Origin of the sequence: Mesorhizobium sp. M5C.F.Ca.IN.020.32.2.1, assembly GCF_004023105.1 — a bacterium.
In the GTDB taxonomy this organism is placed as follows: Bacteria; Pseudomonadota; Alphaproteobacteria; order Rhizobiales; family Rhizobiaceae; genus Mesorhizobium; species Mesorhizobium wenxiniae.
Map to the genome: position 1 here is coordinate 1 of NZ_RZSX01000486.1, position 4,898 is coordinate 4,898.

The window sequence follows — 4,898 nt, forward strand, 5'->3', positions numbered from 1 at the left end:
GTTCGATGATCACCGGCCGCTTCGTCGATTCCTATTCGAACGTGCAGACGCTGAAGCTGTTCTCGGCCGATGGCGACGACCGTTACATCAGGAGCGGTTTCGATATTTATCTCGAGGCGCTACGCCCGTTCACCCGCAGGCTGACCGGCGTGCGCATGGCGCTGACGACGCTGTCGGGTGTCATGATCACCGCGATCGCCTGTTTTGCGGTCTATCTCTGGGTCGAAGGCTCGATCACAGTCGGCGCCGTCGCCTTCACGCTGTCGCTGGTGTTGCGGCTCAACATGCTGCTCGGCCGACTGATGATGCAGCTCAACGGCATCCTGCGGAATCTCGGCGTGCTGGAAAACTCCAAGGCGTTGATCTCGCAGCCGCTCGGCCTGACCGACGCGCCCGACGCCAAGGAGCTTGTCGTGGTCGGCGGCCGCATCGACGTGAAGAAGGTCGAGTTCCACTACGGCAAGGGATTTGGCGTGCTCAACGGCATCGACCTTGTCGTGCGGCCGGGCGAGAAGGTCGGACTTGTCGGGCCATCCGGCGCCGGCAAGACGACGCTCGCCAATCTGATCCTGCGCCTCTACGACCTCGAGGGCGGCAAGATCACCATCGACGGGCAGGATGTTGCCAAGGTGACGCAGAATTCGCTGCGCGCCAGTATCGGCGTCGTCAGCCAGGATACCGCACTTTTCCACCGTTCCTTGCGCGACAACATCAAGCTCGGCATGCCCGAAGCAACCGACGCCGAGGTGATCGCGGCCGCAAAGAAGGCCGAGGCGCACGACTTCATCCTCGATTTGCGCGACAATCGTGATCGCCAGGGCTACGAGGCCTTTGTCGGCGAGCGCGGCGTGAAATTGTCTGGCGGCCAGCGCCAGCGCGTGGCGATCGCCCGCGTCTTCCTCAAGGACGCGCCGATCCTGATACTCGACGAGGCGACGTCGGCGCTCGATTCCGACATCGAGGCGGCCATCCAGGAAAATCTGGCGAGGCTGATGGAGAACAAGACTGTCATCGCCATCGCGCATCGGCTGTCGACCATCGCGGCACTCGATCGCCTGGTGGTGCTCGACGGCGGCCGTATCGTCGAACAAGGCACGCATGACGAACTGGTCGCGCTCGACGGGCTCTATGCGCGGCTGTGGAAGCGGCAGTCCGGCGGCTTCCTGTTCAACGAGGAGAGCGTGCTGGAGGAGACGCGGCCGGCGGAGTAGGCCTAGGATTCAGCAAAACCGGAGTGGAGCATGTCGGTGCCATCGAATTTCGGACGGTCGGGAGCGCAGGAGAGCGCGCTCGACCTGCTCGGCCATGAAATTCTCGGCGAAAAGGCGGCGGCGCTCGGCCGTGCCGGCCGCCGCGTGGATGAAACGCTGGCGAGGTTGCGTGAACATGGCGACGATGGCGAACATCGTGCCCGGCTGCTCAGGGACGCGGCGGAGGCCGTCCACGGCTATTTCATCCAGCGCGAATTGTGCGGCTTGCGCAAGCACGACGCAGTGATCCGGGAATACAACATCCCCAAGGCCGTGCTGGCCAGGCTCGGCGCGAAATAGACAATAGTGTTGAAAACCTGATGGTACCGAAGACGAAATACCGATTTTGACCCGTTCCAGAAGTTCGGGTGCGAGCGCATTATGGCGCAAGTCGGCCCGATTGCCGACTTTCCCGCACTCAATGTTCCTTGCGAAGGATGACCCTACATTGAGCGCAATCAGCGCTCGTACGCCCTAAGACTTCAAAGGTAGCGGCCAATCGGTCTTCTGCCGGGCCGCATACGCGGTCACTCCGGCAAGCCCGCGAACCGCATGTGGATCCAGCGCTCGAGGGTCCCGGGAGCGGTGTAATTCTTCTCCCACTGCTTGCGTTGTTGGCTGATGGAGTCGCCGGGCGAGTCTTTGAGGGAAACCGCAAGCGCTTCCTTTGCCTCCCGCTGGTTTCCCAGACAAGCGTGGATCCCCGCAACCATTCGGTGTGCGCCGCTCGGGATTCTGGACATTTTCCGCATCGCTGTCAGCGCGGCCTCGCAATCGTTCTTTTCCCAGAGCGCCCAGCCCATGTCCCAGTGGTACCATCAGGGTGGAAAGGATCGATGCCCATCGCCTGCTTGATCCGATCGATAGCTTCGTCGATTCGGCCGACAACGAGCAGCGGGGATGCACTGCCGGCGAGGACATTCGAGGGCACTGGGATTGAGGGCGATCGCCTGATCGTACCGCGCAATGGCCTGCTCGACCTCTCCGGCTTCGGTATGGATGCGGGCTCCGGCATAATGCGCGTTGGCATCGTCCGGAGCGAGTTGGAGAGCCTTGTCGGCGTATTCGGCGGCGTGCTTCAACGCCTCGTCGGGGCTATTTTCCTGCTTGTGCCAGAAAACTGCGTCATTGCGATAGGGACCAGGCCATCCCGATATAGCCGAACTGGGCGTTCGGATCCGCTTCGATCGCCTTGAGGCTGAACTGCCGTAGCAGCTCGTTCCCCGCGCCTCGTCGTTGCCGCGTGGCGCATCGCGAGCGCCGTTGCCAACTCGCCAACGCCCGACAACGACCATCAGTTTGCAAGGCACTCGGGAAGACGCACCGGTTTGTCGATCTTCGCCAGTAGCTCGGGGCTGGCGCAGGGCGGGAAACCGGCAAGGCGCATGGTTTCCATGAGACGCTTGCGGTCCGCATCTGTGTTGACAAGAGGTTCGTTCACCCTTCCCTCGATAGTCAGGTCGGGGAACCGTTTAAGGGTCTCGCTGATCAGGGTTTTCGCCTCCTCGGTACGCCCAACTGCCGCCAGCGCGGCGGGGCGATATGTCCATCCCCAGATCCCATAATTCTCCGGCGCCAACCGGTCCATCATTAGCAGCGCGTCGTCGTAGCGGCCGACCACAAAATAGGCGTGGGCAAACAACCTGGTGCTCCACAACGGGTAGTTCGGATTAAGCTGGATCGCCTGATCAGCCATTTCGGCGCCCCTCTCGGCCTCGCCAAAAGTCGAAGCCCAAGGCACATAAAAGGTCACGATCTCGAACTGATTTGGAGCCATTCGCAGGGCAGCGTCGAATTCCGCCTTGGCGCGCGCGAGATCGCCCTTTACGACCAGGCTCCGGGCGAGAACGGCATGCGCTTCGGCATCGGCCGGATCGAGCGCGACTGCACGTTTAGCGGCTTCGGCGGCGATACGTCGATTCTTTTCGGGTTCGATGTCGAAACTGGCCAGCACGGAATGCGAATGGTGCAGTTCCACCCAGGCGCGGGCCAGCGTAGGGTCCAGTTCGGTGGCGCGGCTGAGAAGTCTGATAGCTTCCTCGACGTCGGCGCGATTGATTTGTTCCAGCTTCTCGGTACCGATGAGGTAGAGTTCGTAGGCGTTGAGGTTGCCGGGAGGTTTGCGGTGCGCCGTTATCCGGCCTGCCTCTTGGATCAGGCCGGCGCCGCCGCCAAGCCGGTTGGAGACCTGCTCGGCAATCTCCGTCTGAATCGCAAACAGGTCCCGGTCCGGCCGGTCCCACCGGTTCGACCATAGATGATTACCGGTCTTCGCGTCGATGAACTGAGCCGTAACCCGCACGCGATCGGCTTGGCGTTGAATCGAGCCTTCGACCACAAAGCCCGCGCCGAGCGCTGCACCGACCTCAGTCGGGTTGGCCGGCTTGCCTTCGTAGACTTCCGTCGAGTTATGGGCAATGACCCGGAATTCCGGAAACCGTGCGAGATCGGTAATGATATCCTCTGTGAGCCCGCCGGCCAGACGCTGAACACTTGCTTCACCGCCGATCGCTTGAAACGGCAGCACCGCGACGGATGGCAGGACCGTGTCAGAACGCTTCTCGATGGCGAGACCCATGAAGAGCCAGACTGCGCCTGCCGCCAGCAAGCCCAGCGCCACAGTCGCCGCGGTCCATCTCCACCTTACCGGCGCCGAAGGCGGGTCCGCGGCCACGATCGCCAGCCTGTATCCGCGTTTCGGCACGGCCTTGAGTACTGACTGGCTCTCGTCGTGAAGCGCGCGGCGGATGTCGCGTACGCATTGCACCAGACTGTCGTCGGTTACGAATACGCCTGGCCACACTGCCTGCATCAGCTCATCTTTGGTGACCAGTCGGCCGGCGTTTTCCAAGAGATATTTCAGGAGGTCGAAGGCCTGCGGTCTGAGGGCGATCTCGCGCCCTTCCCGGTCACGCACAAACCCTCCGGCAACATCGACGATGACGCCGTTGATGGCGAATGTCCGGGCAGCCCGGGAATCCATCCTCCGCCTCCCACGGGGGGATTTCCAATTTATTATAGCAGTTTCCTGCAAAGGCTTGAATGGTGACGGAACATCTTTGTTTTCGGCAAATTTTCACCGATCTATCACCAGTTGTTCGTTACATTGGGTGCGGCGACGATCCAATGTCTCAGTCGTTCCGAAGATTTGGAATCGGTTCAATGCTGAGACCCCGTCCCCTGCCGACCGTTGCCGCCATTTTCGTGGGCGGGGCTCTTTGTTCGCCGGGTGTCAGCGCGCACGATGCAGGAACGGGATGGTACTACCCGCCCAGCTGCTGCAACAGCGATGGCGCCCTCGGCGATTGCCAGATGATCCCGGCCAACTCAGTGACGGAAGCGCCGGATGGTTTTGCCGTAGTGCTGTTCCCCGGCGACCACCATCTGGTGACGCGAAAACAGAGCTTCCGGATCCCGTACGGCAGCGAGATCAGGTCGAGCGACGGCAACTATCACATCTGCCTTTACCCGACGCAGGCCACCGTCTTCTGCTTCTTTGCGCCGCCCGGATCAGTGTGACTGCTGCGGGGTCATGACCACGTCGGTGCCAGGATGTCTGCTGCAGCCGGCATTTACAGTGCAGCCGAATTGCCAGTGCCCGGCGCGGTCGCGCCACAAGCGGACCTTCGTGCGATCCGACCTCTTTGG

The 4,898-nt window shown here is 61.8% G+C and carries 5 protein-coding genes; 3 read left to right on the top strand and 2 right to left on the bottom strand.

Annotated elements, in window-relative coordinates:
- On the top strand, positions 1-1,211 hold a 1,211-nt coding region (locus EOA86_RS22385), incomplete at its 5' end, for an ABC transporter ATP-binding protein (protein WP_164891905.1).
- A gap of 30 nt (positions 1,212-1,241) precedes the next feature.
- The gene (locus EOA86_RS22390; RefSeq protein ID WP_127210965.1) at positions 1,242-1,550 is read left to right on the top strand and encodes a DUF6665 family protein; all 309 of its coding nucleotides are present in this window, start codon (positions 1,242-1,244) and stop codon (positions 1,548-1,550) included.
- A gap of 227 nt (positions 1,551-1,777) precedes the next feature.
- On the opposite strand, the gene EOA86_RS22395 is transcribed toward EOA86_RS22390, so the two are convergent.
- Together EOA86_RS22395 and EOA86_RS22400 are read right to left on the bottom strand one after the other, a co-directional pair.
- Entirely contained in the window at positions 1,778-2,053 is a 276-nt protein-coding gene (locus tag EOA86_RS22395) for a hypothetical protein (RefSeq protein ID WP_128343626.1), read from the bottom strand.
- Positions 2,054-2,544: 491 nt separating this feature from the next.
- Entirely contained in the window at positions 2,545-4,233 is a 1,689-nt protein-coding gene (locus tag EOA86_RS22400; protein ID WP_128343628.1) for a winged helix-turn-helix domain-containing protein, read from the bottom strand.
- Between the two features lie 179 nt (positions 4,234-4,412).
- On the opposite strand from EOA86_RS22400, the gene EOA86_RS22405 reads away from it, so the two are divergent.
- Positions 4,413-4,769 carry a hypothetical protein gene (locus EOA86_RS22405; RefSeq protein ID WP_245497343.1) on the top strand — a complete coding sequence of 119 codons (357 nt, stop codon included), beginning with the start codon at positions 4,413-4,415 and terminating at the stop codon, positions 4,767-4,769.
- Positions 4,770-4,898: the final 129 nt, after the last annotated feature.

What these genes read in the sequence shown, in the direction of transcription:
- EOA86_RS22390 (WP_127210965.1), top strand. Translation starts at nt 1,242, where the DNA reads ATGTCGGTGCCATCGAATTTCGGACGGTCGGGAGCGCAGGAGAGCGCG.
- EOA86_RS22395 (WP_128343626.1), bottom strand. Translation starts at nt 2,053, where the DNA reads ATGGGCTGGGCGCTCTGGGAAAAGAACGATTGCGAGGCCGCGCTGACA.
- EOA86_RS22400 (WP_128343628.1), bottom strand. Translation starts at nt 4,233, where the DNA reads ATGGATTCCCGGGCTGCCCGGACATTCGCCATCAACGGCGTCATCGTC.
- EOA86_RS22405 (WP_245497343.1), top strand. Translation starts at nt 4,413, where the DNA reads ATGCTGAGACCCCGTCCCCTGCCGACCGTTGCCGCCATTTTCGTGGGC.